The organism is Sporosarcina thermotolerans (assembly GCF_042658975.1).
GTDB classification, from domain to species: Bacteria; Bacillota; Bacilli; order Bacillales_A; family Planococcaceae; genus Sporosarcina; species Sporosarcina thermotolerans.
Window position 1 is genome coordinate 75,486 of sequence record NZ_JBHSRM010000017.1, and the last position, 26,365, is coordinate 101,850.

Consider the following 26,365-nt stretch of genomic DNA (forward strand, 5'->3'; position numbering starts at 1 on the left):
GCATAAAGGCAGATAAAAGCTCATAAATGAATGCACATGCGTATGGCCCGCTACTCATTCACCATCATACCGATAGTAAGCCTCATAAAAGTGCCTATACATATCGAAACTTATCTTAATATCTTCCTGAAGGTTCTTCAAATGCGTGATCAACAGAAATCTTGAATAGAACGGATGGTCTTTCAACCATAATATATCTTCCTCCGCATTGAGACTCCACCTCACACTTGCCTCAAGATACTTTCTTGTCTCCGATGAATGCTTTTCCTGAAAAGCTATACTTAGAAGCGTATTACGTAACGTTCGAACTTCAACCAGCATCCAATCCAAATCTCCCTTACCCACTTTCACTCTGGCAGACGTCATTAAATCCATCTCATACAAATCCAAAATAAAATCAGTATCAGAGTTCAACCGATCCCAGTCTTCAACTGTATTCCCGTCATGCACCTGCCCGAATTCATGCAGTTTTTTCTTATAATCTTGCAAATAAGGAAGATCCGCATCAAATCCAACGGACTGATAGACACTTAAAGGCGAATACGGAAAGAGAACTGTCATCAAAAATATGAACAGAACAGCACTCGACACTCCCCAGACTTTCCTCTTCAATTAAGCTCCCCCTATTCCAACGTCCCCATCCAACGCTTCACTTCACGCGGTGACTTCAACACGATCACTTCGGCCTCGCTCCGCTCAAGCATTTCAAAGACTCCGGGCCGCTTCTTTTTCGGATACGTCCATATGAATTTCACAAATTCCCAATCTACCTTTTCCTCGCAGCCTTCTGCCATATCAGGCCTCGTCTTCCCTCTATACATCCAACGCCGTTTGAAAATCCGTGACAAGCAAAGGTAGTTTGGAAAGTCGAGGAAGATGATCAAATCAGCATATTGAGCCCGCATCTCAATCGTCGAGTTGAAATTACCATCGATAATCCATGCGGGCTTCTCCAGTTCAGTTTGCAGTTTCTCCCTAAATTCAGGTTTCGGTGTAGGCACCCATCCTTCTTTCCAAAATAGTGCATCCAAATGAAGGACGGGCAATCTTAGGCGCTCCGCAAGTTCGACCGATAACGTCGATTTCCCAGCCCCACTGCATCCGATGACCAAAATCCGATTATACTTCACTTTCCCCATCCCCAATTCTCTTCAACATCTCGCCAATCGCTAACCAATCCGCATCCAAGTCCGGCCTATGCGAAGGCCGATAAAAGACCGCTGCTGGATGGAATGTCGGCACAATTCGATACAGACGATCTGTCCACTCAAACGTCGTGCTATCCAGATCTGGAAGGAACTGAATCGGCCTTTCCAACAACTGCCCGTGTAACTCCGTCACTTTCGCTTCCCTGCCAAGCAGTCTCTGTAAGCCAAAATTACCAAGTGCAACAATCAGCTTCGGCTCGATATTCGCCAGTTCATAATCGAGCACCGGGGCATGTGCCAAGATTTCTTTCCTTGTCGGTGGCCGATTATATTTCCTCTGCGTCTTCGTACCGTCCCGCTCCCGTCTCTCGCCCCATTTGTATGGACGACTGCGGACAGTACTCGTTATATAGACATCCTCACGCGTCAATCCAATCGAATCGAGTGACTTCATCAATTCCTTGCCTGCCCTGCCGATGAAAGGGATTCCATCCACGGCCTCGAATTCCCCTGGTGCTTCACCAATCAGCATTAGCTCGGGCTTCTGTGGGCCCTCCCCGTAGACGAATCCCTCCACGGGGAATCCTTTTATCCTCTCCCTGCCAAGGTTAGCAATCGATTCAGGTATTCGAAACATCGACACACTCCCTTTCAGCCTTGCAACAATACTATCTTCTAATCATTATCCCCCAATGATATATGGTTCCAACGCACGTTCCACACTTGTTGCAAAACTATTGCCCGCACCCCAATCGAATCGGAAGAAAACACCTTCCGAACTGCCTGCTGCAACAACATGGACACGCGTCGCTCCGTCAAAATTATCTATCGTCGCCGTGACTGATGCCCGGTTGTTCGAACGCATATAATACTTCTCCATAATTAGGACATGCACTTCCGATGAACCAGTCATTCTCACGTAATGATCGACCAATGTCCCGCTGATGCTCCCTCGTAGAATTTCAGATTCAATCGTGTTTGCTGCTTCCATTGGAGAGATTTTAACAGTGAACTCCTTAACCGACATTTCATCACCCTTTCTCTTTGTAGTAAATACGTATTGTCATGAACAGAAGTTTCAGTTTGTTGATATTTCCGAGCGGAACAAATGAATTTGGGGATCTATGTAGTTTCTTGGGAGCAGGACGCACTTCTTTGGACGCGCAACCGCATTCTTTGGACGCGGCAACATTTATCCAAGGCGAAATGCAAAAGAAAACCGACGTCCATGTAAGACGTCGGTCCAAATTTATTCCAATTCCATTTGTTTTGTTTCCGTGCCTAAGAAAATTACGGCGAGTACGCCAATAATAATCGATCCGCAGAAGATGCCGAAGATTAGTCCGAATCCATGACCCGCGGTTAGAAGCCAGCCGACTAACAATGGTCCAAAGATGCCACCGATTCGGCCGACGGCAGCTGCCGTGCCCGAGCCTGTCGCCCGTACTGCGGTCGGATATTGTTCCGGAGAATAGGCGTAGAGTGCTCCCCAAGCGCCTAAGTTGAAGAATGAAAGGAATGCACCGAATACAAGAAGCATTGTAAGCCCCTCTGCATTACCAAATAGAAGAGCGCTTACGGCTGTTCCGATTAAATACGTCGATAAAACAAATTTACGTCCTGCCCTCTCGATAAGCCATGCAGCAGTGAAGTAGCCGGGCAACTGCGCCAATGTCATAATAAGCACGTATTTAAAACTATGGATCATATCGAACCCTTTCATGACCATGACACTTGGGAGCCAGAGGAACATGCCGTAATAGGAGAATACAACTGTGAACCAGACAATCCAAAGCATTGTGGTCCTGCGTGCATATTCTTTAGTCCAGATAAGCTTCATCTTCGAGCCGATTGACTCTTTCGGCTTCCCTTCCTGCTTAAATTTAGGAGAGTCCGGCAAGCTCCTCCGTAAGTAGATTGCGTAGAAAGCAGGAAGTGCTGTTAGAACCAAAGCAATACGCCATCCGTACTCGGGAATGATAAAATATGCTATCAATGCCGCCACGAGCCAGCCAGCCGCCCAGAAGCTTTCCAATAACACAACAACCCGACCACGCTCTTTTGCGGATACACTTTCCGAGACAAGTGTGGAAGCGACGGGTAGCTCCCCTCCGAGCCCTGCTCCAACGAAGAAACGTAAGATGAGGAATACGGTTAATGTTGTTGTCAATGCAGATAAACCGCTTGCCAATGAAAAGAGTATGAGTGTCATCATGAAGACGGTTTTCCTACCGATCCGATCTGCCAACAGCCCGAATCCAAATGCCCCAATCGCCATACCGATTGAATTCATACTTCCGATCCAACCCATTTCAGTCGGGGACAGTTGCCATTCGACTGCAATGGCCGCGATGACGAATGATAGAATCCCAACATCCATCGCGTCGAACATCCAACCCGTGCCAGAGATAACTAGTAATTTATTGCGCGAAATTCCGTTTTTTGTCTTTTTCACAATTTGTCTGCCTTTCGTTGTAGAGTAATAGAGTGTCTTGACACTTGTCATTTTACTTACAGACAATCGTAATTACAAGGATTTATTTTAAACCTTGCGCACAATAAAAAAGGCTTGCTCACTTATTGTGAGCAAACCCTTGAATTTTATTAGAATGATGCTTCGACTTCTTTAATCATTTCTTTCATAGAAAGTAATCCGCCACCAGAAAGGTACCAGTATTCTCCGTTCAAGTAAATGATTTTGCCATTTTTATAAGCATCCGTTTTCTTAACAAGTTCATTTTCCACGGAATCCTTCGCACTTGCACCATTGCCAATTGCGGCATCTCGGTCAATGACGAATAGGACGTCCGGATTTTTCTCAAAAATGTATTCGAAAGAAATATTCTGTCCGTGAGTGGATACTTCGATCTTTTCATCTACCGCTTTATAGCCCAGTACATCGTGAATGAGTCCGAAACGGGAGTTTGGACCATATGCACTCACTTTTCCTTCACTTGCAAGAACGATAAGCGCATTTGTATCAATGGCTGATGTTTTCTCTTTAATTGCTGCAATTTTATCATCTATGTCAGCAAGTTCTTTTTGGACCTCCTCTTCTTTATTGAAGATCTTACCAATTAATTCTGCATTATGCTTAAATGAATCCATATAATGCGCGTAGTCAATTCCAACATAAATTGTTGGAGCGATTTCTGCAAATTGATCATAAAGTTCCGCTTGGCGGTCTGAAATAATGATCAGGTCAGGTTTCATCGCATGAATTTCCTCGAAAGCCGGTTCTTTCAGGCTACCGACATTCACATACTTATCATCATCATATTTTGACAGGTAGCCTGGAACGTTTGCTCTCGGCAATCCAGCTACTTCAATTCCTAAATCATCCAATGTATCAAGTGTACCAAAGTCGAAAACGACGACTTTTTGGGGATTTTTCGGCACTTCAACTGGTTTACTGCTTAGTTTATGCTCTACTGAAATGGTTTCCGTGACACTATTTGCATCTGTTCCTGATGTTTTGCCTTCATCTTTATTCTTCGTGCCACATGCTGCAAGTACGATCATGAGGGAAGCAAGCAAAAGCGTCATTGTTAACTTTTTCATTTTGAACCATCCTTTGTTTTTTAAGAATTAAAATAGACGCATATATTACAGTTATTCATCTTTTTAATAGGTATATCCATATCGTAAATTTCCTTCAATGCATCCGAATTGATGATTTCTTCTGTTGGGCCATCGCGGACGACCCTACCATTTTTCAAGGCAACAATCCGGTCAGAGTAAACGGATGCAAAGTTAATGTCATGGAGTACGATAACGACAGTCTTCCCAAGATCATCAACTAATCTACGTAGGATTTTCATGATTTGAACGGAGTGTTTCATATCCAAGTTATTTAACGGTTCATCAAGCAGAATATAATCTGTATCCTGAGCAATTGTCATCGCGATAAAAGCACGCTGACGTTGACCGCCTGATAATTCATCCATATAATCATGCTGCATATCCATCAGGCCCATATAATCCATAGCCTGTTCAATGATCCGGATATCCTCCGCATTGAGCTTCCCTCTTGAATAAGGAAATCGGCCAAATGAAACCAATTCACGGATTGTCAATCGGACATTCATGAAATTCGATTGTTTTAGAATAGAAACACGTTTCGAGAACTCATTGGATTTCATTTTTTGAACATGGTCGTTATCCACAAGCACCTCACCGGTATCCGCGTCAATTAGACGGCTCACCATTGAAAGAAGTGTCGACTTCCCAGCACCATTCGGGCCGATGAAAGATGTGATTTTTCCACGATGAATATTGACATTCACCTTTTCAACGACTGCCTTTTTCCCATAGAACTTAGACAACTCTCGAACTTGGATCATGAGGATCGACTCTCCTTTAGTAGTAGATAGATGAAATACACACCGCCAACGAAATTGATGATGACACTTAACGTTGTCGAGAACGTAAATACCCGTTCAACGACCCATTGACCACCTACAAGTGCGATGATACTCATTACTGAAGCACCTGTGATAAGTACTTTATGTTTATATGAGTTGAAAAATTGATAAGACAAGTTTGCGACTATCAAACCGAAAAATGTAATCGGACCAACAAGTGCTGTAGATACAGATATCAATACAGCCGAGATGACAAGCATTAACTTGACAACACGATCGTAGGAAACACCTAAATTTATAGCCGTGTCCCTTCCAAGAGACAGTACGTCAAGGTCGTTGAATGATTTCCATCCGACCAAAAATGTGATGACGACAATTCCAAGTGCCCACCAAACAAGTTCCCCACTCACATTATTGAAGCTTGCAAACATTTTGTCCTGTACTCTCAAGAATTCATTCGGATCAATCAGTACTTGCAAGAACGTCGAGATACTTTCAAAAAACGTCCCGACGATAATCCCTACGAGCAACAGGAAGTAAATCGGCTGACCGCCCCTTTTAAAGAGGAATTTGTACAAAATCAGTGCAAATATAATCATTGTCGAAACCGATAAAATGAAATTCACATGCCTGTTGACGATTGTAAAATGGCCCGAGCCAAGGAAAAAGATGACGGCCGTCTGGAGTAATAAATATAAGGAATCCAACCCCATTATACTTGGGGTTAAGATGCGATTATGCGTAATCGTCTGGAAGATGACGGTCGAATAAGCAATTGCGACTCCTGTCAACACCATCGCCATCACTTTGATAGCCCGGCGTGGCAACGCATAATCAAAACTTCCATTTAAATCGTGAAACAGATACAACGAACAAAAAACGATTGCCAAAGCTGTGAGAATGATAATTTTAGTAGAATTACGCATATGCCTTCCTCCTAAATAACAAGTAGAGGAATATACCGCTTCCGATGACACCGACCATCAGACTGATAGATATTTCATAAGGGTAAATGAGGACCCTGCCTAAAATATCACAGATCAGAAGGAAGATCGCCCCCAACAATGCAGTATGCGGCAACGTCTTCTTCAAATGATCTCCCTGGAAAATGGATACGATGTTAGGGATGATCAATCCTAAAAACGGAATCATTCCGACAGTCAAGATGACGGTCGTCGTAACGAGTGCAACAAGTATTAGCCCAATATTGACAATCCTCTTATAAGCAAGCCCCAAGTTTTTCGAGAAATCCTCACCCATTCCAGCAACCGTAAATCGGTTAGCGTAAAAATAGGTGATGATCAGTACCGGGATGCTTATGTATAAAAGCTCGTACCGTCCGACCATGATCATCGAAAAATCACCTTGTAGCCAAGATGCCATGTTTTGGATAACATTTGATTTATATGCGAAAAATGTTGTGATGGAAGAAAGAATATTTCCGAACATTAGTCCAACGAGTGGGATAAAGATTGCGTCTTTGAACTTTATCCGGTCTAATATCTGCATGAATAGCAGCGTACCAGCAAGTGCAAATACAAATGCGACAATCATTTTCTCAATCGTCGATGCGTTCGTAAATAGTAACATCGATACCAATATGCCGAGTCGAGTTGCATCCAATGTACCCGCAGTCGTCGGTGACACAAATTTATTCCTGCTAAGCTGTTGCATTATGAGACCCGCTATACTCATCCCCGCACCCGCGAGAAGAATTGCAACCAATCTTGGCAAACGGCTAATCAGGAAAATCTCTGTCTTCTCCGACTGAAAATCGAGAAGATCCAACGGTGATATCGAACTCACCCCAACGAATAACGAAAGGAATGAAAGTAATATAAGTGCGATAAACAAATAACGTTTCTTCATGAAGAAAGATCTCCGATATCGAATATTTGCTCCAACTGAGAATCACCTTTAGTGAAAATGATTATCAATTAGCTGCAAATCCAATTATAGCAGGTATGAATACAGTGTCAACTGATAATTGAAAATGATTATCAATTAAAAGAAGACTGGTAGATTTCAATCTATTGGACATGCCGCCACCACGCGGTTCAACGCAATTGTGGCGTTATTTTAACAGCTTATTAAGGTGAGGGGGCTTGAAGTGTGGCCACTTTGGACGCGAAATGCGATTCTTTGGACGCACAGCTTGCTTCGATATATAAAAAAACGGTTATGGACAACATTTTGTTGTCCATAACCGTTTTTGATTACTTATTCTTGGCCCATTAACTCTTCCAAATCCACTGCGCTATCAATCACTTCTTGCGGAACTACGATTTCATCGATTTCATTGATTTTAGTAATGACCGATTTCATCTCTTGTACAATATGCATCTCTTCTTCTTCGATTTTCATCGTCATATCCATATTCATATCAAATGCATTTGTATAGAATGTTTCTTTGTCGATGTAAATAGTGACATCAAGGCTTTTCAAATCCATATTATTCAACAGATCAGCCTCTTCTTCAGTCATCGCCATATCTGCCGGGAAAGCCGACCCCATCAATTCTTTCATAAGGCTGCTAAACTTATCACCGGAAGCATTCAACGTCAAAATATACTCGTCATCCGTCTGTTCAAATTTGAATTCATCCTTGAATTCTTTGAACATCTTCATATCCAATGTAGGATCCGTTTCGCCGCCCATTTGCGCCATCATTTCATCATACATATCCATCGGCATCTTGATCCATTGATCAGATTCAGGATCGTGCATGTAAAAACCAGACTCGGTCATGTACATCTCCATGTCCATCGCGCCAATTTCTGGTCCCATGTCCATACTCATCACTTGGTACATTGCAAGTGGATCGATAATCATATCCATATCCATTTTGATTTTCGAATCCATATCAAGTCCCTGGCCCGGCATGGACATTTTTTGATTGATATCCATAACGGCATGCATGCTCTTTTGTTCCTCTGAAACTTCCATTGCTTTGTTATATACTTCTTGTGCTGTCATCTTACTTTTGTTTGATACTTCAACTTTCTTGCCCGTGTCAGGATCTGTTTTCGGTTCAGCGGCGGATCCGCATGCTGCGAGGCCAAGTGCGAGTAACCCGACACCCAAACCTTTTATCCATTTATTCATATGATTCGCTTCCCTTCTTTGTTTCTATTTTTACTACACCTAATGATACGGTATCAAAAGAAAAGGGTTCCACCTTTTTTTGTAATTGAATCTTTCCTACCATTTATATAAGTTAGGTCCTTTGCTTACCCTTCAAATTATTTCGATTATAGAAATTTTCTCGTGTTCGTTCGGGATAAAATCCGTTATAATAAGCGGAACTGAGAGAAAGGACATCAAACATAATGATAAAAAAATTCTCATCCTATTACAAACCACATAAACGGCTATTCATCATCGACTTTTCAAGTGCCATTTTCGTTGCATTGTTGGAGCTCGCTTTCCCGATGGCTGTTCAATGGTTTATAGACACCCTTTTACCTTCCGGGGAATGGGGCAAAATCGTGACGATAAGCATCCTATTACTGCTTGTCTACTTGCTTAGCACATTCCTTCAATACATCGTCAGCTATTTGGGGCATAAGTTAGGCATCAATATTGAAACAGATATGAGGCAGCAGTTGTTCAACCATGTCCATCGCCAATCATTCCGTTTTTTCGACAACACGAAGACGGGTCATGTTATGAGCCGAATTACGAATGATTTATTCGACATTGGTGAACTCGCCCACCACGGACCCGAAGACGCGTTCATCGCGGTTATGACGATTATCGGGGCATTTGTTCTCATGTACTCCATCAATCCGGAGCTTGCAATCATCGCAATTTGCATGGTGCCGCTTCTTATCGTCCTTGTAACATTCTGCAATATAAAAATGAATGCAGCATGGCAGAATATGTACGGGAAAATTGCAGATGTCAATGCAAGAGTAGAAGATTCCGTATCTGGTGCTCGAGTTGTCAAATCATTTACGAATGAGGAATTCGAGATTGCACGATTCAAAAAAGACAATGGCAGCTTCAGATTGGCGAAGCTTGTAGCATATAATGTCATGGCCTGGACGCATTCCAGCATGTATATGATGACAAGGCTTGTAACGTTGGTCGTCCTTGTTGTCGGGGCCTGGTTTACGTACAACGGCAACTTAACGCCAGGTGAGCTTGTCGGATTCATTCTTTTCGTCAATATTCTTATTAAGCCTGTTGATAAAATCAGTGCGTTACTGGAACTTTATCCGAAAGGGATGGCCGGATTCCGTAGATTCCTTGATCTTCTTGAACAGGAGCCAGAAATCAAAGACCGTTCCGGTGCAAAGTCAGTAAACCATTTGCACGGTGATATCCTCTTTGACGACGTTCATTTCCAATATGATGATAATAAATATGTCTTGAAAGGCATTGATTTATCGATTAAAGCCGGGGAAACTATCGCATTTGTCGGCCCGTCCGGAGCTGGAAAAACAACAATATGTTCACTTATACCACGTTTTTACGATGTTGACGCTGGTGCGATTTCCATCGACGGCATCGATATTCGGAATATGACACAACAGTCCCTACGATCCCAAATCGGAATCGTTCAGCAAGACGTCTTTTTATTCACGGGGACAATCAAAGAAAATATTGCATATGGAAATTTGAATGCGACGGACGAAGAAGTAAGAGCAGCTGCCCAAAAGGCACATTTGGAAGATTTCATCGCATCCCTACCTAACGGCTATGAAACGCAAATCGGTGAGCGTGGATTGAAATTATCAGGTGGCCAGAAGCAACGGCTCGCAATTGCGCGCATGTTCCTTAAAAATCCGCCAATCCTTATATTGGACGAAGCGACTTCTGCTTTGGATACCGAGACGGAGCGCATCATCCAACAATCACTGAACGAGCTTGCCGAAAATCGTACAACACTCGTTATTGCCCATCGTCTAGCAACTATCCGAGATGCGGACAGAGTCATTGTTGTAACGGAAGATGGCATTGCTGAAGATGGAAAATACGATGACTTAGTAAGAAAAGGCGGTATATTTGCCCGGCTGCATAATATTCAATTTCAAGAGGTTTAACATTTGGAGAAACGGGGATACTATAACCATCCCACCCCCCTTTCTCTTTATAGATAAAAAACTGCACTGCAGACTTTATAGTCCGCGTGCAGTTTTTTCGTTTTTGTCCAGCTACAGGCGCCAGGGGCTCGAGGTCATAAGGCGATGATACTCTGTGGCAAAGAACGCCACGCCGTATCTTCGCCTTATGCTTGTCGCCCCTAAGCAGGCGCCTTTCGCTTTTCGTTGTCCAGCTAATGTCGCTAAATACTCGGGGCATAAGTCAATGATGCTCTGCGGCAAAAAACACCACGCGGCATCACCGCCTTATGCCTGAGGCCAGCAGGATGCTGGTCATGCAGTCGTTGCCGCAGGACGCGGCGAACTTAGACTGCGAACCTCTACAAGCGAGCACCTTCCGCTTTTCGGCTTTAATGGGATATGATGAACTCTTCGAACTTAATCCGTTCCGAACCATCCATCTCAACGGTCATCATCGTGCCATCTTCTTCGTATTCCGTCTTTTTCACATTCGCTTTATTGTTCAAATAGGATACTACATCCCCACGATCAAACGGAATGAGCAGTTTACAAGTGATGTATTGCTCAAAAATCCTTTTCTTGATCAAATCGACCAACTCATCCAAACCTGCAGCCTCTTTCGCTGATATCCATATACTTTCATCCATCTTCCGCGGATACGGCACTCCCGCCAAGTCAGATTTATTATAAACATTGACGGTTTTTATATTTTCCACGCCGACATCATGCAATGTATCATTCGTCACTTCCATCATATAGCGGTATTCAGGATTCGAAACATCAACAACATGCAGAAGTAGATCTGCACCACGCGCTTCTTCAAGTGTTGAACGGAATGCTTTAACTAAATGGTGCGGTAATTTTGAAACGAATCCAACCGTATCTGTCAAAAGGAACTCTTTATTATCCGCAAATTTCAGGTGGCGGACGGAAGTATCAAGCGTCGCGAATAGCATATTCTCTTCATACACTTGCTTCGCGCTTTCCTCATCGATTTTACGCAATAAGCCATTCATCAATGTCGACTTGCCCGCATTCGTATACCCAACAATCGACACAACAGGAATGCCGCTTTTCTTCCGTTGTTTCCGTTGCGTATCCCTACGATCGCGTACTTGTTCAAGATCCTTTCGCAGCTTCGCAATCTGATCCTCAATTTTCCGGCGATCGAGCTCAAGCTTCGTCTCTCCGGCCCCTTTGTTCTGGAGTCCTCCGCCAGTTCCTCCCCCTTGCCTACTCAATGACGCGCGCAATCCGACAAGTCGTGGAAGTGTGTATTGCAGCTGTGCCAATTCAACTTGCATTCGTGCCTCATGTGTCCGCGCTCTTCTTGCAAAGATATCAAGAATCAGCATCGTCCTATCAATAACTTTCACTTCGAGCTCCTGCTCCAAATTACGGATTTGTGACGGGGACAACTCATCATTGAAAATGACAAGGTTCGCGTCCAACTCTTCGTAAAGCTGCTTCACTTCCATGATCTTTCCCTTACCTACATAATGGGTCGGATTCCTTCGCTCCAAGTTTTGCGTCACTTGTCCAACGACATTCACTTCAATTGCCTCAGCCAAATTCTTCAATTCTTCCATTTCATACTCAAAATGCTCTGCATTCTGCTCCTGTACACCGACAAGAATCGCATATTCAACCAAAATCTCCATAAAAGAACCCCTTTCGCACATTCCAACATCGCAGTTTTACAAATCATATTCAAATACGCATAAAATCACTCAAACGCGTATAAACGCACCATTAAACGCATAAAACTCAACATTCACACATAAATCCCTTAAAAGGTCCGTAAACGTCCACATTCACGCATAACCACATTCTGATGTTTATCCTTCCCTCTACCCAATGACTACATCCTTTAACCTATCCTTTCCTCCTTCATGCTGAATAAATCTCAAACGGACATTTTCCAAAGAAATATCATTCGAATCCCCGACCTTTTGAGAAAGAAGTACTGCCCACTCTCCAGTATCGCGCAACGGATCCTCCACTTCAAAAATGCATTCCCTAATTTCAAGCCCCTCATTTTCCTCAATTAACGTTCCATCCTCCCGTAATTGGGCAAAACGGATAACTTCAGGCTCTTCCCACTCAATAAAGAATGGATATGGCAGTTCATCATTAACCGGTTGATCGACAAATAGCATCTTCCACTTTCTTAGTACGCCACTTTCCGTCCGTCTCTCGGCGTCCAATACACCTGATGTAGCAAAACCTTTATTTTTAATATCCTCATTAAATTGTTCGATATCACTTACAGATAAACAAATAGTGCCCCATCCATCACTTTCATTAACATCATGCAATAGTAAGCGTGTCAACGGATGGTCGACGTTCCTCGCAATTTCGAGTTTCTCCACGGATAGCCATTCCACATATGCATTTTTCACATACATAAGTGCATTATGTGTTCCCCATTTTTCATGCCTGCCTCCAATGACAGCATGCTTGCCTTCACTCTTCTGTTCATTGATGATTTCGTCAGGATCTTTCGACGAAAAATATACAACATGATCCAGCTTCATCTCTACGTCCCCCTTTTTAAACCCTATTTTGATTAGCGTACCATATTATAAGAAAAAAAACGGCCATCGATTGTCTTAATCGAAGACCGTTTTTTTATCGTTCTTTTTTCAATAATACCTGTGCATCGTAGAATTCCTTATCTATTTCCGCATTCGGACGATACGTCATCAAGCTAACGAAGTAAGTTACAACTAAACAAATGAAGAATCCTGGGACAATCTCATAAAGACTGTCTGTCAGTGTCTCAATATTCCCCCATACTCCTACAGTAATTGCTCCCGCGACCATACCCCAAAGTGCGCCAGCTGCTGTAAGTTTACGCCAGAAAAGGGAGAGAAGGATAATCGGACCGAATGCACCACCGAAGCCTGCCCATGCAAAAGATACGAGTTTTAATATCGATTCTTTATTCGGCCAAGCAAGTGCCATTGCAATTAACGAAACGACGAGAACTGCCATCCGTCCTAAAAAGACGTAACGCTCATCTGAAGCATCAGATTTCATGACTGCTTTATATAAGTCCTCTATCAAAGCTGAAGAAGTAACGATTAATTGGGAAGAAATCGTACTCATAACAGCCGCGAGTACAGCTGCAAGCATAATCCCCGCAATGAACGGGTGGAAAATAATTTGACCCAGAGCGATGAAAACTGTTTCTTTATCGACTAATTCAGCATTAGGATTTTGATGATAATAAGCAATCCCTACTAAGGCAGTAGCTATTGCACCAAACAAGCTTAAAATCATCCAGCCAATACCAATCCGTCTAGCGCTTTTCGTCTCCTTCACCGACTTGATCGCCATGAAGCGAACGATAATATGCGGCTGACCGAAATAGCCGAGCCCCCAGGCAATGGAGGAAATGACTCCTGTTAGGGTCGCTCCTTTTACAAGGCTGAGCATGTCCGGATTGACTTCTTTGATGCTTGCTGCGGTTTCCGCGAAGCCACCGGTAATTGTCAAGCCAAATATCGGGACTAAAAGTAAAGCTAAAAACATGATAAGTCCTTGAACAAAATCGGTGTAGCTTACTGCAAGGAACCCTCCAAACAGTGTGTAGGCAATAACAACTCCGGAAACTACCAACAACCCGGTGTGATAGTTAAGGCCAAAGGAACTCAAGAAGAATTTACCGCCAGCAACCATACCTGAAGAAACATAAAATGTGAAGAATACAAGAATGATAATACCTGAAGCAATTCGTAGAAACCTTGATTTGTCCTTTAAACGGTTTTCCAGGTAACTTGGAATGGTAATGGAATCATTCGATACTTGGGTATAAACACGAAGCCTTGGTGCAACAAGAAGCCAGTTCAAATACGCACCAATCGTCAGTCCAATGGCAATCCAAGCCTTGGTCAAACCTACTGCATAAATAGCGCCTGGAAGTCCCAATAGCAACCAACCTGACATATCCGCGGCCCCAGCACTCAATGCAGTGACTGCTGGCCCTAAGGAGCGACCGCCCAACATGTAGTCAGTCAAGTTGGACGTCTTCCTAAATGCATACCAACCAATGAAAAGCATGGCCGCCATATACAAGATGATGGCTATCAATTGATACAAACTACTAGTCATAATTCCCCTCCTCTGTTCATTACACACTACTTTTATACCCACTTATAGACGACTTACGCAGTTTTTGAAGTATCTATTCGTTTTTTCTGTATAATTAGGGAAAACGGTCATCAATCATCCCCAAAATTCCCGACATTTCCCGGGTAATGAACAAACTTCGACAGGAGGAATTCATCTTGGAACACGAAAAATGGCTACAACAAGCAATCGACATGGCTATTACAAATGTAAAAGACGGCGGCGGACCTTTTGCCGCGATAATCGTCAAAGACGGAAAAGTAATTGGATCCGGAACAAATAGAGTGCATATAAATCATGATCCATCTGCACATGCAGAGTTGTTGGCAATTCGTGAGGCTTGTGCCACTTTGGAAACGATCAATCTTTCCGATTGCATCCTTTATGCCAGCGGAGAACCATGCCCGATGTGCTTAGGCGCTGCGTATTGGTCATCTGTTGGTCATATCTATTATGCTTGCAGCAAGACAGATGCCAAACTACATGCCGGATTTCCGAATCCACTAAATAGCTTCTTTTCTGACCAACAAAAGAAACCAACTGAGCGTTATATCCCGTTCACACACTACAACACAGAAAATGCGCTTCACCCATTTGAAGAATGGAACGAGCGCAAGAAGGTTTAAGAAAGTATAAAAGGGGAATGTTTTATTTAGTAGACTTCTCACTATCAAATCATACAAAAAAAGACTGCGTGCCTATTAAAATGGCAGCAGTCTTCAGATTTATATCTTTTGACTTAGCGTCTCCTCAATGGAAAGTTCACGTAGCTTATATTTCTGGATTTTCCCGGATGCGGTCATTGGAAACGCATTAGTGAATTTAATGTACTTCGGAATTTTATGATAAGAGATATTACCGCGGCAAAATGAACGTACGGCTTCTTCATCAAGGGCTATATCTTTTTTCAGAATGATCCAAGCCATCAGTTCCTCCCCATATTTCGGATCAGGCACACCAACGATCTGTACATCAGAAATCGCCGGATGTTTATATAGGAACTCCTCTACTTCACGTGGATAAATATTTTCGCCACCGCGAATAATGACGTCTTTAATACGTCCGGTAATATCAATGTATCCATCCATATCCATAATGGCGATATCACCGGTATGAAGCCATCCATCCTCATCGATTGCCTCATGGGTTGCCTCTAAGTCATTATAATACCCTTTCATGACAAGATAGCCCCTTGTACAGAGTTCGCCTGGTATTCCAATAGGAACTTCCTCTCCCGTCAATGGATCAATGATTTTAACCTCTACGTAGGGATGAGGTTTACCAACAGTGGAAACGCGCTTTTCAATCGGATCATCGGTCTGTGTTTGGGTAATGACAGGAGACGATTCTGTTTGACCGTAGCAAATCGTAATCTCTTCAGCCCCCATATCGTGAATCACTTGTTTCATCACTTCAATTGGACATGTAGAGCCTGCCATAATACCTGTTCGCAATGAGGAAGTATCGTACTTTTTGAATTCGGAATGATTCAATTCAGCAATGAACATTGTTGGAACACCATGAAGCGCCGTGCATTTTTCCTCTTGAACAGCCTCCAATACTAGTAAAGGGTCGAACTGTTCAACGATAACCATTGTAGATCCGTGGGTCACAGCCGCCATGTTGCCAAGTACACATCCAAAGCAATGGAAAAACGGTACGGGAATGCAGACACGATCATCTTCAGTAAGTTTCATGAAGTCCCCAATTATTTTTCCATTGTTCACTACATTTCGATGCGTTAACATGACCCCTTTAGGAAATCCAGTCGTACCTGACGTATATTGAATATTAATAACATCATCAGGTGTCATTGTTCGTTGCCTTTCAGCCAAGTCTGCGTCGGCAATCCCTTCCGCATGGTGTAGAAATTCTGACCATTTATATATCCCTGTTTCTTCACGGTCTGTCATGAGTATAATTCTTTTCAGTTTCGGTAGTTTATCGCAATTCACGACACCGTTCTCACTATCCTTTAGTTCTGGACAAATCGAACGGATAATGTCGATATAGCTCGTCCCTTTAAAACCTTCGTCAAGTATCAATGTGCTAGTATCCGACTGTTCAAGGAGGTATTCGAGTTCATTCGCCTGATAATTCGTATTTACCGTAACAAGAACAGCACCCATTTTCCCTGTGGCAAATTGACTTAACAACCATTGAGGTTTATTGTCCGACCAGATAGCGACATGTTCCCCGCGCGCTATTCCCATCCCAATGAATGCCTTAGCCAACTCATCTGTCTCACGATCAAACTCTTGATATGTTTTCCTGATTCCATGCTCAGGATAAACATAAGCCTCATGCTCCGGTATCAAATTCGCCCAATCACTTAAGATCTCGCCAACTGTTTTCTCTAACAAAGACATTCACCAAACCCCTTTCTACAATAATTTGGTTCCTTATATATTATCACAAAATTCTGATGGGGTCTTAGGCATTCCTAATCAAAATGCCATTTTACCATGCAGGCAAAATGGTATAAAATGTTTATTCGACAGGAAAAACCCTTCCACGTTCATCTTTATAGACAACATGATGTCGCTCGAATTTTGTCGGTGAATCAAGACCAGCAGCTGCAGCAATTCGATACAACCCTTCACGCATCGTCAAAATATAGTTGGTTACACGGAATTTCTTCTCCTCTACTACAAGACCCCTCTGCAAATTCTTATCCGTTGTGGCAACTCCTGCGGGGCATTCATTCGTATGGCATCGTTCAGCCATAATGCATCCGACCGAGATCATGAATCCGCGGGCAATCTGCACAAGATCGGCTCCCATTGCTAATGCGATTGCCGCTTTGTCAGGTGTTGTAATTTTGCCAGATGCAATAATTTTCACCTGATCACGTACATCATATTTTCGAAGAGCATCTTCCAATATTATGAGTGCTGATTTTAAAGGTAATCCGACACTGTCAGCTAAATCCTGATAAGTCGCCCCCGATCCTCCCTCTGCACCATCGAGGGAGATGAAGTCTGGCCCTTTCCCAGTTTCTTGCATGTATAATGCAAGCTCCTCAGCATCTTCCCTGCCTCCAATGACGATTTTTATCCCAACGGGTTTTCCGCCGTGATCCCTGATCTTTTCAATGAAGTCAAATAGTGTAGGATAATCCGAGAACTGCTTAAAACGATTTGGACTATTAATGGTCGTAAATGGTACAACGTTACGGATTTTCGCAATCTCCTCTGTCACTTTTTCCCCTTCGACATGTCCGCCACGCATTTTCGCCCCTTGCGCCAATTTAATTTCAAACGCTTTAACTTGAGAAATCTCTGCTTTTTCCCTTAGACGTTCCCAACTGAATTCTCCGTTTTCGGTTCGAAAGCCGAATAATCCTGAACCAATTTGAGCGATAATATGAGCATCTCCAGTTAAATGATAAGGGGAAAGCCCGCCTTCCCCTGTATTCATCCATGCCTCTTTCGCCATACCAATCCCCTTAGATAACGCGGTAATGGCGTTTTCCCCGAGAGCCCCATAACTCATACCTGATTGGCCTAATAAACTTCGGACATGAAAGGGATGCTCACAATTATGTCCAATAACAACCGCATCCTCTTCAGGTAACAGCCAAGGCAATGCTGGAATTTCTTCCCGATGCTCTTTCCGGGAGAAAAGATTATCCTCATCGACCCGATAACGCATTGTATTAATCAGCTCGTCATTGTCAACTCGCATTTCTTCGTTTTGTTTCGTGAATAATGAATTCCGAATGTAATAACCAGATTCTTCAAAATTACGTTTTGAGCCAAAGCCGATGATGCTGTTCAAGTACTTGCCGGGCAACACTATATGCAAATATTCCTCGCGATTAAAAGGCTTCCCTTCGTGATCTGCGTTGAACAAATACTGGCGCAACTCCGGTCCAGTCTTTTCAAGCATGTACCGCATACGTCCTAATATCGGATAGTTTCGAAGTATGGCATGCTGCTTTTGCCTTCTGTCATAAAAGTAAAGATAAATGGCGCTTGATATAGGAATAATAACTAAAATAATAATTATCAAAGTTGTCGTCAACGATAGGCTATCTAACCAACTCATCCTTGCACCCCTTTTCCATTCGTTAATTGTAGTGTAACATGATTATATTCAATCAATATAGAAATACAGAATATTCCGGAGGTATACATATGGTCATTGAATTACTGACTTCACACTCTTCTGTACGGAAATACAAGGATATTCCTCTTTCGAGGGAAGAGGTCCAGAACCTTGTCCGTGCGGGGCAGCATGCTGCAAGTTCCCATTTCGTGCAAGCTTATTCCGTCATTTATGTAACGGATCAAGGGAAGCGAGAACAACTTGCTGAATTGGCAAGTAACAAAAGACAGTTTTTGACAGCAGGCGCTGTCCTTATCTTCTGTGCAGATTACTGCAGATTGGCTAGTGCTGCCGAGTTGCATGGAGAAGAAATTGATTACTCATACGCTGAAAATATGCTCGTAGGTGCTATCGATGTCGCGCTCTTCGCGCAAAACGTCGCAATCGCAGCCGAGTCAAAGGGTTACGGCATCTGTTATATCGGCGGCATTCGAAATGCACCGACTAAAATAAGCGAACTGTTGGGACTCCCTGATGGCGTTGCACCTATGTTCGCAATGTCGATTGGTGTGCCGGATGAGGCGAATGAAGTGAAACCAAGGTTGCCAGTTGAAGCAATCCTTCATGAAAACAGCTATGACACGGAAAAGTATAAGCAGCTACTCCCAGACTACGATAAAACGATGCATGATTATTACCTTAATCGCGGGTCAAATCAAAAAGATACAGCATGGTCGGAGCAGATGACCGACTTTTTGGCCGAACCAAGACGCACACATATGAAGGAATTCCTTGCGAAACAAGGATTTAAGTTTAATTGATCCTAAAAGCTCATAAACCCAGCCAGATAGTCATAAAACACTTGAAAAACGCATAATTTGGCCGAGAAACCCATAAGTCAGGTTAAGCACACATAAATGCAAATATACACGCATAAACTTAGGGATTGGCCAAAAGCTAATCCCTTTTGTATCCTTATATATACAAACTTGCCCGAAATGAGGTCCAATAATATGCAATTTGAAGAACTTGTAGAGAAACTTGTCCATAGGATGCAAGAAGGTGCATTCATCCAAGGAACAATCAGCCAGCCCCGTTACAAATCGACTGGGCTTCAAAAAGTGAAACTGAAGCCTGTGGAAATTAAAAAAGAAGTCCATATTCAATTTGAATATCACTACGAACGTATTTTGAAACATGAAAATATAAGAGTCGCTGATATTCAGCCTGCACTCAAACATTTATTGGAACAGTTCAAACAGATGCAGGTGGAGTTCACCGATGAGAAAGCCCATATTCAGCTTACGAAAAAATTCAAAGTATCCTGGAAGGGTGAAAAGACGGCTGCAACGAAAACTGTCGATTTGTCGCATAACCGGAAAAAGAATTATCTATTAGACGATTCGACCCCTTACCCGTTCCTCATCCGTTTAGGTGTGCAATCGGGCGACGGGAAAGTGAAAAAGCAGAAATACGACAAATTCCGTCAGATCAACCGCTTTGTTGAATTCATCGACGACGCACTCGTACATCTCCCGAAAGATCGTCCCGTCCGCATATTGGATTTCGGGTCTGGCAAGTCATATTTGACGTTTGCCCTTTATCATTATTTGCATATCGAAAAGGGGTTGGATATCCGGGTAACTGGTCTGGATTTGAAGAAAGAGGTCATTGAAGAGTGCAATACAATCGCAAAGGATCTTGGTTATGAACAGCTTGAGTTCCTCGTTGGTGATATTAATGATTACAACGAAGAAACCGCTGTCGATATGGTCGTCACGTTGCATGCATGCGACGTTGCGACGGACATGGCCCTATCACGCGCCGTCAAGTGGGGAGCGGAAGTGATTTTGAGCGTTCCATGTTGCCAACATGAGCTATTTTCGCAAATTCAATCACCAGCCCTCGACATTATGCTTCAGCATGGGCTTATCAAAGAGCGCTTTTCTGCGCTTGCGACCGATTCCATTCGTGCGGAATTGCTGACACTTGTCGGCTATGATGCACAGCTGTTAGAGTTCATAGATATGGAGCATACACCGAAAAACATTTTGATCCGTGGCTTTAGGACTGGCAAGAAACCTTCCGCTGAAGCAGTTGGAAAGTATGAAGCCTTCCGGGATTTACTGAGTGCGAAGCCATTTTTGGAACGTGAGTTGAAGGAAGCTGGGTACCTACAATAATACCAACTTGTTGCAACGGTTCCCTTAAGGAGTTCAGATTAAGCCCACTTATACTAAACTCGTTTGCGACCTGATTCCCCAAATCATTAAAAGCCCTGGGAAATCATGTACGAACTAAAAAGCGCGGCGGCTTTGAAAAGCGGATTTTCCTGATGGATGTTAAGGATGATTGAAATTTCGACACCATGTCCATCGCGAATAAATCCCTTCAAAACAAAGTATCTTTAACTTTATTCTTTTTTCTTTAATTCTTAAGTTCTTTAATAGTTATTACCTGTTCATTTCAATACTGAAACCCCATGTTCCACAATGGTTAGGAGAAAATAACGATTTGCAAGCTCGTCTGTTAAAAATAGTTGATCTATGAACACCTCTTCGTTCTGCTTGATACTTATCAAATTGATAAATACTCTTTACTTTTTATATAGCCTTCATCGAATGAAAAGGATACAACTAAAACAAGAAACTGCCTCTGATTCCTTAGGCAGGCGGTTTCTTTTATGTTATAAAAACAACAATTACTCTTGTTCACTCTATTATAGGTACTTATTCTAGTATAAATAGAATCATTTTCAAGTGCGTCGATGCTTCAGACACTCAATTAGGCTATACTATAAGAAATAAGACAATATCGTTAGCTTAGTAAATGACTGGAGGTAATGATTTGGCCAAAGGAAAATCGATTAATGCCTTAATGAAACATTTGAGAACTAAACATGGTATCGAGATCCAAGGTAGTCGGAATAAGCGTGATTTGATGAATATGGGATATTTCCATGGATTTAAAGGTTATCGTTTTATTGGACAACCAAATAACATCATACCCTTTCAGGATTTTGATGAGCTAGTTGCAATTAATAAATTCGATACACAAATTAAATCTTTATTATATCCTCATATAATGTTTATTGAAACCGCCCTAAAAAACTATACCTTGAACTCTTTGATTGCCAACAGCCCCTCCGACTTCGAATATATCTTCACACATTTGTTAGTTGATTATAAGGCTGAAAATGTAGGAAATAACAAATATCGTGATAAAATGAAAAAACGTCTTGATTTAAAGAATAAAATTTTATCAAGTATCGCCTATAATTATGCAGATGGGAAAGATGTAATCAAACACTATTTACACAATAATAAACAGGTTCCTCTATGGGCAATTTTCGAGGTTATAAGTATGGGAGAGTTTGGTTTCTTATTGCAGTGCTTAGACCGGACAACCAGGATTCGCATTGCTGAGGATTTAGGCCTTCATACGACTTCTCATAACCAAAATGGACGAATCCCTGAAGATATTATTTTTCTAATTAAGGAACTTAGAAATGCCGTCGCCCATAATGGTGTCGTTTTTGACTGTCGTTTTAAGAAAACTAATCCACCTAGTAGAGTCATTGAGTATTTACAAAGTGAAACAGCAATAACAAATATTCATTTCAACCATATTATTGATTATCTTATAGTTATGATCATTTTACTGAAAAAATTAAGTGTCACTAAAAATGAGATAAAGAAAGTGCTGAAGGATCTTGAAAACTATTCTGAGCATCTAAGGGATTCAATACCTACATCAATACATACATCAATAATGGGTTCAGACTTCAGAAGTAAACTAGAAAAATTAAGAACCTATATTTGATTAATTTAATTACTTGAGGGTATAAGTAATTATGTGCTACAATATACTTAACTAATTGCGGTGCATTGCTTCGGCTTGCACTTAAGGGAACTGGATGCGTCCAGTTCTCTTTTAATTTCACAAGAAACCGCCCCTGATTCCTCATTCCTCAGGCAGGCGGTTTCTTTATGTTATGGAGACAATAATTCCTCTTGCGTGCGAATAAATCCATTATAGATTTTCAAATCGGTATCATAAGCTGCCCGATACGTCGAAAGGCTATGCGCCTTCACTTTTCCGAAGCTATTCCCATCGACGATTTCGAAAAAGCTGTTCAAAATTTCAGCATTCACCCATGCAGTTTCTTCGAATGCAATGTCTGCTTCATGCTCCTCCATCACCATCGTCATGAACGGCAAATCCGTAGGCCGTTTTTCAGCTGCGGCTTGTTTTTTTGTAAGGATGATTTCTTTCGTGCGGTCAAGTGAGGCGAGCAATGCCTCGCGATCCATCGCATGCCCTAATTCATGGATAGTCAACACACGGATATACGTTTCAAGCGGCATTGGTTCGAGCAGCTCATTACAGGCTTTTTGCACACGTTTGCTATCGACGATCACCTCATTTTTAATGAAGTCATACATCATGTTAACTCCAGTGCGCTCCTGTTTCAGCTCAACGTCCATATTTACGTCATGGATGGTTAATTCGATTAAAGAGACAATCTGTGATTCGGTCAAAGTAGCGTTCATTCTCTTTCCCTAACATCCTTTACTATTTGTATAGTCGCAATCGCCGATTATTGGCATTTATGCGTATTTGTACGCATTTATGAGCCATTAGAGCATTTTATGAGCAATTGATTACCTTTATGCGCGTGTAAAGCTATCTATGAGTAACTTCAATAGATTATGCGTCTTTTATAGTGTCAACTCAATATTTCACACAACTTTTTTATTACAGAAAAATAATTAAAGAAATACAATGAATTTATCCTAGTATCCACAGGATTGTCAAAAGTCTGCCAACTCTCTAACTTGGACTCATTCTGGCATTTCAATGACCTCAACGATGAGCACATAAAGTAATCCGACCTGTTTTAATTTATCCACGTCGATTGCGCCTTCTTCGAACATCTTTTTCTGCTCCTCCGTCAACGAGTTGGCATACCAATAGGCAATTGGCTGCGGTTCCCCTTGTTCAAGCTTCAATAAATCGATGAGGACACCGCTGAAGAAAGGGTCGCGAATAGGTTCATCTTTTACACGATGAATGATATCACTAGTTCCGAAGCTTACAGCTATCTTGCCGGACGCGGTATCAGTGGCGACTCGAAACGAAATAATCTGCTTCTTACTTGTCAGATCCGTAAAACTTTCCTCGATTGTCGACAAGGTCCCATCCACATACTTTTCAACCGTAAAATGCACTCCATAGCCTTCGGGCACTAAGCCCTCTTGAACGAATACAGCGCTAAACATGTCTTTTGTTTTCATCGTATCTTTCACTTCAAGCGTTAATGGCTTTGTACAACCTGCGAGTAAAGCGAGACAAAGCAGACCAGCAAGCCATTTTTTCATAGATACGGCGTCCTGAATGCTTTCTCCGAAGATTTTACTTCCAATCCGACGGACAAAAACACATACCCCTCGCGTTCATGTCGATCATTAAATACGATTGGAACACGATTCTTAAAAATAGGTCCATCAATGACAACGGTATGGAATTCCCCCGATTCCCCACATGAATCAATGCCGAGCGACTCCAGTTCATCCATCAATTCATTTGTAAATTTACGGCCGATGAATTCCGAAGGCATCATTTTCGTATTTACGACAACAATATATGCCTCAAAGCCCGCGTTCACAAATTCCTCCAACAACTTCCGACGTGGTTCCATCCATAGCGGGTGGACCGCTCTCATACCGACGCTATCACATTTCGTTTGGACCCATGTCAAATGATCCTCTAAGTCGATATCACCGAATACACCATTCGGAATACCAGCTTCAATGCATTCCTTCATTGCATCTAAAAATTCCGCTTCATAGCCATTCCAGTCAGCGCCACGGATCATCAACGGAACGCCAAGGCTGTCAGCTTGCGCTTGAATGATTTCCACGGGCAATGCATGGGATTTCGAGCGCTCCTTATCCTTTTCAAACATCGTCCATATCCGCTTTGGGATTCCTCCCAACTGAAGGGCACGGTAATAGGCTAACGCTGAGTCTTTACCACCACTCCAGGAAGCGACGAATGGTTGGTTATTCATTTTTTCACACATCCTTTCCTCATATTTTTAATTAAGCATATCACAAACATCTGTAATTCTTTCCAACGCCTCAAAACTTTTCAACGAGGCAGTTCGTCCATACTTATGAGACGTGTTCGCGAGACGTTATTTACAGAGAAGGTGACCCGATTGTCATGACAAGAGACGATAAATTTAAGTTGGTGGAAAAGTTCATTATAGAGAATCAGCATGCCTATTATCGGCTTGCATTTAGTTATGTGAAAAACAAAGAAAATGCACTGGATATCGTTCAGGAATCCATCCTGAAAGCACTTCGTTCCATTGATAGGGTCGATGAAGTGAAATATATGAAAACATGGTTTTACAGGATTATTGTCAATACGGCCATTGATTTCATCCGTAAACATCAGCGGATGTCCATCATGGACGATGAAATATTGGAAAGCCATTTACCTTCCTTGGAGGATGACGTAACCGATTTTGACCTACAAGAAGCGGTCGACCACCTGTCGCCAAATTATAAAACAATTATCATTCTCCGCTTCTTCGAGGATTTGAAGATCGAGGAAATTGCTGAAGTCACCGGAGATAACATCAATACGGTGAAAACACGATTATATGCGGCGTTGCGGAAATTACGTATTGAAATGGGAGAGGAGCAAGTGTATGAGCAAAATGGATAAATTGAAGAAGGACTATGAGAATATCGATATTCCTGAAGAATTGGATGGGATTGTGAGAGCATCCATAAGTGAAGAGAAAATGAAACGTAAAAAGAAACGACCTGTTTTTAGAAATAGTTTGATTGGCGTTGCTGCAGCTGCCATCCTTTTCGTCGGCAGCATCAATGTCAGCCCAGCCTTCGCCAAGTCAATGGTGAATGTACCTATTTTAGGTTCAATTGTGGAAGTATTCACTGTCAAGCAACTGACTGTGGATGAAGGAACATATCAGGCTGATCTATCCATTCCCGTCATTACTGGATTAGACAATGAAGAATTACAAGCAGCTTTGAATGAAAAGTATATGGAAGAGAACAGGGAGCTTTTCGAGCAATTCGAAAAGGAAATTGCAGAGCTGAAAAAAGTTGGGGGCGGCCATCTAGGCGTTGACGCTGGCTATGAGGTGATAACCGATAACGACCAAATCCTTTCGATTATGCGCTATCAGGTCAATACAGTCGGATCTTCTTCGACAACGATGAGATACGATACAATTGATAAAGTCGACAATGTGTTGATTACATTACCAAGCCTTTTCAAAGATGATTCATATATTGACGCCATCAATGCCTATATCGAAGGCGAGATGGAACGGCAAATGGCGGCAGATGAAATGATCTCTTATTTTACAGAGAATGAATACGGCGAAGGCTTTGCGACAATCAGATCGGATCAAAACTTCTATATTACAAATGATCAGCAGCTTGTTATTTCTTTTGATAAATATGAAGTCGCTCCGGGGTATATGGGGGTTGTGACGTTCGAAATTCCAACAGAGGTTGTGAAAAAATTATTGGTAAGCGATGTTTATATTCGATAAATA

25 protein-coding genes are annotated in these 26,365 nt (G+C 42.2%); 7 read left to right on the forward strand and 18 right to left on the reverse strand.

Annotated features, from left to right (window positions below):
* Positions 1 to 54 precede the first annotated feature (54 nt).
* The 10 genes from ACFPZG_RS14260 to ACFPZG_RS14305 form a co-directional block, all read right to left on the reverse strand.
* Entirely contained in the window at positions 55 to 612 is a 558-nt protein-coding gene (locus ACFPZG_RS14260; RefSeq protein ID WP_283733778.1) for a hypothetical protein, read from the reverse strand.
* A gap of 11 nt (positions 613 to 623) precedes the next feature.
* On the reverse strand, positions 624 to 1,139 hold the full coding sequence (locus ACFPZG_RS14265; RefSeq protein ID WP_283733777.1) for a DNA topology modulation protein: 516 nt from the start codon (positions 1,137 to 1,139) through the stop codon (positions 624 to 626).
* Positions 1,120 to 1,785: a uracil-DNA glycosylase gene (locus tag ACFPZG_RS14270; protein WP_283733776.1), complete on the reverse strand. Its 666-nt coding sequence runs from the start codon at positions 1,783 to 1,785 to the stop codon at positions 1,120 to 1,122. The genes ACFPZG_RS14265 and ACFPZG_RS14270 overlap by 20 nt, the downstream gene beginning before the upstream one ends.
* 45 nt (positions 1,786 to 1,830) lie before the next feature.
* Positions 1,831 to 2,175 carry a DUF6054 family protein gene (locus ACFPZG_RS14275; protein ID WP_317941053.1) on the reverse strand — a complete coding sequence of 115 codons (345 nt, stop codon included), beginning with the start codon at positions 2,173 to 2,175 and terminating at the stop codon, positions 1,831 to 1,833.
* A 222-nt stretch (positions 2,176 to 2,397) separates the two neighbouring features.
* Positions 2,398 to 3,540, reverse strand: a complete 1,143-nt coding sequence (locus ACFPZG_RS14280; RefSeq protein WP_317941106.1) for an MFS transporter — start codon at positions 3,538 to 3,540, stop codon at positions 2,398 to 2,400.
* Positions 3,541 to 3,752: 212 nt separating this feature from the next.
* Complete coding sequence (locus tag ACFPZG_RS14285) at positions 3,753 to 4,709, reverse strand: siderophore ABC transporter substrate-binding protein (protein ID WP_317941052.1); 957 nt, start codon at positions 4,707 to 4,709, stop codon at positions 3,753 to 3,755.
* A gap of 20 nt (positions 4,710 to 4,729) precedes the next feature.
* Entirely contained in the window at positions 4,730 to 5,491 is a 762-nt protein-coding gene (locus tag ACFPZG_RS14290; RefSeq protein WP_283733774.1) for an iron ABC transporter ATP-binding protein, read from the reverse strand.
* Positions 5,488 to 6,438, reverse strand: a complete 951-nt coding sequence (locus ACFPZG_RS14295) for an iron chelate uptake ABC transporter family permease subunit (protein WP_317941050.1) — start codon at positions 6,436 to 6,438, stop codon at positions 5,488 to 5,490. Before ACFPZG_RS14295 ends, ACFPZG_RS14290 begins: the two co-directional genes overlap by 4 nt.
* Complete coding sequence (locus tag ACFPZG_RS14300; RefSeq protein ID WP_317941048.1) at positions 6,431 to 7,381, reverse strand: ABC transporter permease; 951 nt, start codon at positions 7,379 to 7,381, stop codon at positions 6,431 to 6,433. Before ACFPZG_RS14300 ends, ACFPZG_RS14295 begins: the two co-directional genes overlap by 8 nt.
* Positions 7,382 to 7,732: 351 nt before the next feature.
* A complete protein-coding gene (locus ACFPZG_RS14305; RefSeq protein ID WP_317941046.1) occupies positions 7,733 to 8,617 on the reverse strand; it encodes a DUF6612 family protein in 885 nt (294 codons plus the stop codon).
* Positions 8,618 to 8,841: 224 nt separating this feature from the next.
* Between ACFPZG_RS14305 and ACFPZG_RS14310 the strand changes: the two genes are divergently transcribed.
* A complete protein-coding gene (locus ACFPZG_RS14310; protein ID WP_317941045.1) occupies positions 8,842 to 10,560 on the forward strand; it encodes an ABC transporter ATP-binding protein in 1,719 nt (572 codons plus the stop codon).
* A 410-nt stretch (positions 10,561 to 10,970) separates the two neighbouring features.
* Here ACFPZG_RS14310 and hflX read toward each other — a convergent pair whose 3' ends face one another.
* The 3 genes from hflX to putP form a co-directional block, all read right to left on the reverse strand.
* Positions 10,971 to 12,242, reverse strand: a complete 1,272-nt coding sequence (gene hflX, locus ACFPZG_RS14315; RefSeq protein WP_283733771.1) for a GTPase HflX — start codon at positions 12,240 to 12,242, stop codon at positions 10,971 to 10,973.
* Positions 12,243 to 12,431: 189 nt separating this feature from the next.
* A complete protein-coding gene (locus ACFPZG_RS14320) occupies positions 12,432 to 13,118 on the reverse strand; it encodes a VOC family protein (protein ID WP_317941044.1) in 687 nt (228 codons plus the stop codon).
* A 94-nt stretch (positions 13,119 to 13,212) separates the two neighbouring features.
* A complete protein-coding gene (putP, locus tag ACFPZG_RS14325; protein ID WP_317941043.1) occupies positions 13,213 to 14,697 on the reverse strand; it encodes a sodium/proline symporter PutP in 1,485 nt (494 codons plus the stop codon).
* Between the two features lie 146 nt (positions 14,698 to 14,843).
* Between putP and ACFPZG_RS14330 the strand changes: the two genes are divergently transcribed.
* Positions 14,844 to 15,341 carry a nucleoside deaminase gene (locus ACFPZG_RS14330; RefSeq protein ID WP_381427698.1) on the forward strand — a complete coding sequence of 166 codons (498 nt, stop codon included), beginning with the start codon at positions 14,844 to 14,846 and terminating at the stop codon, positions 15,339 to 15,341.
* A 99-nt stretch (positions 15,342 to 15,440) separates the two neighbouring features.
* On the opposite strand, the gene ACFPZG_RS14335 is transcribed toward ACFPZG_RS14330, so the two are convergent.
* Both ACFPZG_RS14335 and ACFPZG_RS14340 read right to left on the reverse strand, forming a co-directional pair.
* The gene (locus tag ACFPZG_RS14335) at positions 15,441 to 17,084 is read right to left on the reverse strand and encodes an AMP-binding protein (RefSeq protein ID WP_317941041.1); all 1,644 of its coding nucleotides are present in this window, start codon (positions 17,082 to 17,084) and stop codon (positions 15,441 to 15,443) included.
* A gap of 121 nt (positions 17,085 to 17,205) precedes the next feature.
* Positions 17,206 to 18,765 carry an FMN-binding glutamate synthase family protein gene (locus ACFPZG_RS14340; RefSeq protein ID WP_317941040.1) on the reverse strand — a complete coding sequence of 520 codons (1,560 nt, stop codon included), beginning with the start codon at positions 18,763 to 18,765 and terminating at the stop codon, positions 17,206 to 17,208.
* Between the two features lie 89 nt (positions 18,766 to 18,854).
* Here ACFPZG_RS14340 and nfsA point away from each other — a divergent pair, with 89 nt between their 5' ends.
* The 3 genes from nfsA to ACFPZG_RS14355 all read left to right on the forward strand — a co-directional run bounded on the left by nfsA (position 18,855) and on the right by ACFPZG_RS14355 (position 22,587).
* Positions 18,855 to 19,586 (forward strand): oxygen-insensitive NADPH nitroreductase, encoded by a 732-nt coding sequence (gene nfsA, locus ACFPZG_RS14345; protein ID WP_283733766.1) that lies wholly within the window; start codon positions 18,855 to 18,857, stop codon positions 19,584 to 19,586.
* A 192-nt stretch (positions 19,587 to 19,778) separates the two neighbouring features.
* The gene (locus ACFPZG_RS14350; protein WP_283733765.1) at positions 19,779 to 20,948 is read left to right on the forward strand and encodes a class I SAM-dependent methyltransferase; all 1,170 of its coding nucleotides are present in this window, start codon (positions 19,779 to 19,781) and stop codon (positions 20,946 to 20,948) included.
* Positions 20,949 to 21,612: 664 nt separating this feature from the next.
* Positions 21,613 to 22,587 carry an Abi family protein gene (locus tag ACFPZG_RS14355; protein ID WP_283733764.1) on the forward strand — a complete coding sequence of 325 codons (975 nt, stop codon included), beginning with the start codon at positions 21,613 to 21,615 and terminating at the stop codon, positions 22,585 to 22,587.
* 170 nt (positions 22,588 to 22,757) lie between these two features.
* Here the strand turns inward: ACFPZG_RS14355 and ACFPZG_RS14360 are convergent, their stop codons facing one another.
* From ACFPZG_RS14360 to ACFPZG_RS14370, 3 genes are all read right to left on the reverse strand, one after another.
* Positions 22,758 to 23,318 (reverse strand): integrase, encoded by a 561-nt coding sequence (locus tag ACFPZG_RS14360; RefSeq protein WP_283733763.1) that lies wholly within the window; start codon positions 23,316 to 23,318, stop codon positions 22,758 to 22,760.
* Positions 23,319 to 23,609: 291 nt separating this feature from the next.
* A complete protein-coding gene (locus ACFPZG_RS14365; protein ID WP_283733762.1) occupies positions 23,610 to 24,146 on the reverse strand; it encodes a hypothetical protein in 537 nt (178 codons plus the stop codon).
* Positions 24,143 to 24,838, reverse strand: a complete 696-nt coding sequence (locus ACFPZG_RS14370) for a Dph6-related ATP pyrophosphatase (protein ID WP_283733761.1) — start codon at positions 24,836 to 24,838, stop codon at positions 24,143 to 24,145. The genes ACFPZG_RS14365 and ACFPZG_RS14370 overlap by 4 nt, the downstream gene beginning before the upstream one ends.
* Positions 24,839 to 24,993: 155 nt before the next feature.
* Here ACFPZG_RS14370 and ACFPZG_RS14375 point away from each other — a divergent pair, with 155 nt between their 5' ends.
* Positions 24,994 to 25,503: an RNA polymerase sigma factor gene (locus ACFPZG_RS14375; RefSeq protein ID WP_283733760.1), complete on the forward strand. Its 510-nt coding sequence runs from the start codon at positions 24,994 to 24,996 to the stop codon at positions 25,501 to 25,503.
* Positions 25,487 to 26,362 (forward strand): anti-sigma-V factor rsiV, encoded by an 876-nt coding sequence (locus tag ACFPZG_RS14380; protein ID WP_317941038.1) that lies wholly within the window; start codon positions 25,487 to 25,489, stop codon positions 26,360 to 26,362. The genes ACFPZG_RS14375 and ACFPZG_RS14380 overlap by 17 nt, the downstream gene beginning before the upstream one ends.
* The last annotated feature ends 3 nt before the right edge of the window (positions 26,363 to 26,365 follow it).

Excerpts from the sequence above, each read along its gene's own strand:
- ACFPZG_RS14270 (WP_283733776.1), bottom strand. The coding sequence starts at position 1,785 with ATGTTTCGAATACCTGAATCGATTGCTAACCTTGGCAGGGAGAGGATA.
- ACFPZG_RS14360 (WP_283733763.1), bottom strand. The coding sequence starts at position 23,318 with ATGAACGCTACTTTGACCGAATCACAGATTGTCTCTTTAATCGAATTA.
- ACFPZG_RS14350 (WP_283733765.1), top strand. The coding sequence starts at position 19,779 with ATGCAATTTGAAGAACTTGTAGAGAAACTTGTCCATAGGATGCAAGAA.
- ACFPZG_RS14335 (WP_317941041.1), bottom strand. The coding sequence starts at position 17,084 with ATGTCTTTGTTAGAGAAAACAGTTGGCGAGATCTTAAGTGATTGGGCG.
- ACFPZG_RS14380 (WP_317941038.1), top strand. The coding sequence starts at position 25,487 with ATGAGCAAAATGGATAAATTGAAGAAGGACTATGAGAATATCGATATT.
- ACFPZG_RS14330 (WP_381427698.1), top strand. The coding sequence starts at position 14,844 with ATGAACAAACTTCGACAGGAGGAATTCATCTTGGAACACGAAAAATGG.
- ACFPZG_RS14300 (WP_317941048.1), bottom strand. The coding sequence starts at position 7,381 with ATGAAGAAACGTTATTTGTTTATCGCACTTATATTACTTTCATTCCTT.
- nfsA (WP_283733766.1), top strand. The coding sequence starts at position 18,855 with ATGGTCATTGAATTACTGACTTCACACTCTTCTGTACGGAAATACAAG.
- ACFPZG_RS14275 (WP_317941053.1), bottom strand. The coding sequence starts at position 2,175 with ATGTCGGTTAAGGAGTTCACTGTTAAAATCTCTCCAATGGAAGCAGCA.
- ACFPZG_RS14310 (WP_317941045.1), top strand. The coding sequence starts at position 8,842 with ATGATAAAAAAATTCTCATCCTATTACAAACCACATAAACGGCTATTC.
- ACFPZG_RS14280 (WP_317941106.1), bottom strand. The coding sequence starts at position 3,540 with ATGTTCGACGCGATGGATGTTGGGATTCTATCATTCGTCATCGCGGCC.
- ACFPZG_RS14290 (WP_283733774.1), bottom strand. The coding sequence starts at position 5,491 with ATGATCCAAGTTCGAGAGTTGTCTAAGTTCTATGGGAAAAAGGCAGTC.
- ACFPZG_RS14340 (WP_317941040.1), bottom strand. The coding sequence starts at position 18,765 with ATGAGTTGGTTAGATAGCCTATCGTTGACGACAACTTTGATAATTATT.
- ACFPZG_RS14265 (WP_283733777.1), bottom strand. The coding sequence starts at position 1,139 with ATGGGGAAAGTGAAGTATAATCGGATTTTGGTCATCGGATGCAGTGGG.
- ACFPZG_RS14295 (WP_317941050.1), bottom strand. The coding sequence starts at position 6,438 with ATGCGTAATTCTACTAAAATTATCATTCTCACAGCTTTGGCAATCGTT.
- ACFPZG_RS14370 (WP_283733761.1), bottom strand. The coding sequence starts at position 24,838 with ATGAATAACCAACCATTCGTCGCTTCCTGGAGTGGTGGTAAAGACTCA.
- ACFPZG_RS14305 (WP_317941046.1), bottom strand. The coding sequence starts at position 8,617 with ATGAATAAATGGATAAAAGGTTTGGGTGTCGGGTTACTCGCACTTGGC.
- ACFPZG_RS14285 (WP_317941052.1), bottom strand. The coding sequence starts at position 4,709 with ATGAAAAAGTTAACAATGACGCTTTTGCTTGCTTCCCTCATGATCGTA.
- putP (WP_317941043.1), bottom strand. The coding sequence starts at position 14,697 with ATGACTAGTAGTTTGTATCAATTGATAGCCATCATCTTGTATATGGCG.
- ACFPZG_RS14375 (WP_283733760.1), top strand. The coding sequence starts at position 24,994 with ATGACAAGAGACGATAAATTTAAGTTGGTGGAAAAGTTCATTATAGAG.
- ACFPZG_RS14320 (WP_317941044.1), bottom strand. The coding sequence starts at position 13,118 with ATGAAGCTGGATCATGTTGTATATTTTTCGTCGAAAGATCCTGACGAA.
- ACFPZG_RS14365 (WP_283733762.1), bottom strand. The coding sequence starts at position 24,146 with ATGAAAAAATGGCTTGCTGGTCTGCTTTGTCTCGCTTTACTCGCAGGT.
- hflX (WP_283733771.1), bottom strand. The coding sequence starts at position 12,242 with ATGGAGATTTTGGTTGAATATGCGATTCTTGTCGGTGTACAGGAGCAG.